This is a genomic window from Candidatus Streptomyces philanthi, from assembly GCF_059553635.1.
On record NZ_JCANQV010000505.1, the window covers coordinates 1 to 2,486 of the forward strand.

The window sequence follows — 2,486 nt, forward strand, 5'->3', positions numbered from 1 at the left end:
GCAGCCCGCGCACCACCCGGGCCACCGCGCGTACCGCCTCCGGGTCCGTCCGCGGGGTGTGCCGGGCGGGCAGTTCCAGCAGTCCCCAGCCCGACACCGCGGCCTCGTCCAGCACCCGGTCCACGGCGGAGCCGTCGCCCGCCACCGTGAACGACAGCCGCCGGTCGCCGTGGTCCGTGCCGCTGCGGAACGGCGTGTACGGGTAGAACGCGGAGGACACCAGCGGCGCCGCCGAGGCGGGCAGCCGCCAGGAGACCGGCAGCCGGTGCTGCGGAAGATCCGGGTTGTGCGCCAGCAGCGTGGACACCGCGCTCGCCGACGGGTCGTAGCTGAGCCCCGCCCACTGCTCGGCGCCCACCACGCTGAACGGGTCGAGCTGCCCCGGGTCGCCGACGAACAGCGCCCGTTCGAAGAGACCGGCGACGGCCAGCAGAGCGTCCGACCGCATCTGGTACGCCTCGTCCACGATGGCGTGCCGCCACGGCTCGTCGACCTTGGTGTACGCCCACTTCGCCGCCGTCGAGACGACGATGTCCATCCCCGCGAGATCGGCCGCCTTCGCGGAGGTGCGCACCGAGGGGAGGGCGGAGAGCGCCGGGTCGAAGGCGCCCGGCTCGCTGCTGTGCAGTCGTCCCACCGGCAGCTCGGGGTCCTTCTCGGCGAGCCGCAGCACCAGGTCGTCCACCTGCGCGTTGGTCTGCGCCACCACCATCAGCCGGCGCCCGGCCGCGGCCAGCTCCCGGGCCGCGCGCACCACCAGCGTGGACTTGCCCGCGCCCGGCGGGGAGTCCACCACCACCCCGCGCCGGGGGCTGTGCAGGGTGTCGCGCAGGATCGCCTCGGTCGCGGCGGCGGCCGCCGCACCGGGGTCGAACGGCGGCCGGGCGGGCGCCGCCTCCGGCTCGTCGGGGATCACAGGAAGTCCTCCGCGGTCATCGGGTCGGGGGCGTCACCGGTGCCGCCCTCGGCGGGCGGGCCGCCGTGCGTCCACGGCGTCTCCTCCGGGGCGGGCAGCTGGGGGCCGCCGCGCGGGGCGTGCGGGAACAGCGTCCAGCACACCGCGTCGCCCGCCTCGGGGACCGAGCCGGGCTCCGGCGTCCTCCCGCGCCCCATGCCGCCGGTCAGACGCACCGTCACACTGCCCGGCCCCTCGGGCCCGTACGCCACGAACTCGGCGCTCTGCGTCCCCCCGCCGCCCGTGACGCGGTACAGCTTGACCCCTTCGGCCAGCTCGGGGCGGTCGTCCGTGCGCACCGTGACCAAGGGACGCGGCATCGGCCGCCGGCCCTCGGAGTACGCCTCCTCCACGGTGGTGACCGTCCCGGCGAACGCCTCCCCGGCCAGCCGCCGGCCGGCCATCACCAGCGGGTCGTCCAGGGCCTCCTGGGCGTCCAGCCGGGCCTGCGCGGTCTCCCGGGCGGCGAGCTTCTGCGCGGCGGTGACCGCGTCGTCGCGCCGCGGCTGCGGCGGCTCCCCGGCCCGCAGCCGGTCGCGGTGGCCGGTGTACGACCAGCGGTCGCGGGTGAAGCGGTCGGCGACGCGGGCGCCCGGCGGCAGGGCACGCAGCAGGTCCAGGCCGTGCCAGACCGCCTCCCACGTGGGGCGCAACTGCCCGGCGACCAGCGTGCGGACCTCGTCCTCGGCGCCCGGCGGACCGGCGTCGTACCGGGCGATGGCGGGCGCGAGCAGCCGGTTGTCGAACGCCGGGTCCGTGGCCGGGCCGGCCGGCGGGCACTCCAGCTGCCCGTCCGCGTCCCGCGCCGTCTCCGCGCGCTCGGCCGCCGCCCGGCCGGACACACCCGGCGGCGGGTCGATCCAGGCCAGCAGCGCGCCCAGATGCTGGTCCTCCAACGCGCTCTGTCCGGTGGCCCAGTGACGGGACAGCAGCTCCGTCATCGCCAGCAGCAGGCAGGAGCCGGGCACCCGGGCCCGTTCCCCGAAATGGGTGAACCAGCGGCCCAGCAGCGGGACGTGCGGCGGCGCGGGGTACGCGGCCTGCGGGTCCTGCTCGGCCGTCCGCCGGAACCGCATCGACCGGCCCAGCAGCCGGACGAACTCGACGCCGGGCGCGCTCGGCACGATCAGCTGCGGGGCGTCCGCGCACAGTTCGGCGGCCACCGGGACCTTCTTGCCGGTCTCCGGGTCGGTCTCCTTGCGCTCCACCGTCTCGACGTCGTCCGCGAAGCCGTCCACGTACGGCAGGACCGCCTCGGCCAGCGCGGAGAGGAACGCGAACCGCAGATCGCGGTTGCGCGGCTGCGGGACGACGAGCAGCAGCGGCTCCGCGCGGTCCGTGCCGACCATGGCGCCCAGGGGCGCGCCCGCCTCACCGGACGTCGTCAACGGGACGAGGACCAGCGGGTGGTCGGACAGATGGCGGTGGCGGACCGTCGTCAGCGGACGGGCCCGGCCCGCGGCCGCGGCCTCCGCCCGTGCCAGCGTCTCGATCAGTGGCATTCCGCCCCCCTCGGTGCGCCGGGGGCGGC

General features: G+C 77.1%; 2 protein-coding genes. Both read right to left on the bottom strand.

Annotated features, from left to right (window positions below; all coding sequences use genetic code 11):
• Positions 1–916: AAA domain-containing protein (locus AC51EU_RS29560; RefSeq protein ID WP_496270164.1), on the bottom strand; the 916-nt coding region annotated here is incomplete at its 3' end.
• Complete coding sequence (locus tag AC51EU_RS29565) at positions 913–2,457, bottom strand: hypothetical protein (RefSeq protein ID WP_496270165.1); 1,545 nt, start codon at positions 2,455–2,457, stop codon at positions 913–915. The genes AC51EU_RS29560 and AC51EU_RS29565, both read right to left, overlap by 4 nt.
• Positions 2,458–2,486 lie beyond the last annotated feature (29 nt).

Bases quoted from the DNA above. Each gene is read 5' to 3' on its own strand.
- AC51EU_RS29565 (WP_496270165.1), bottom strand. From the start codon at position 2,457: ATGCCACTGATCGAGACGCTGGCACGGGCGGAGGCCGCGGCCGCGGGC.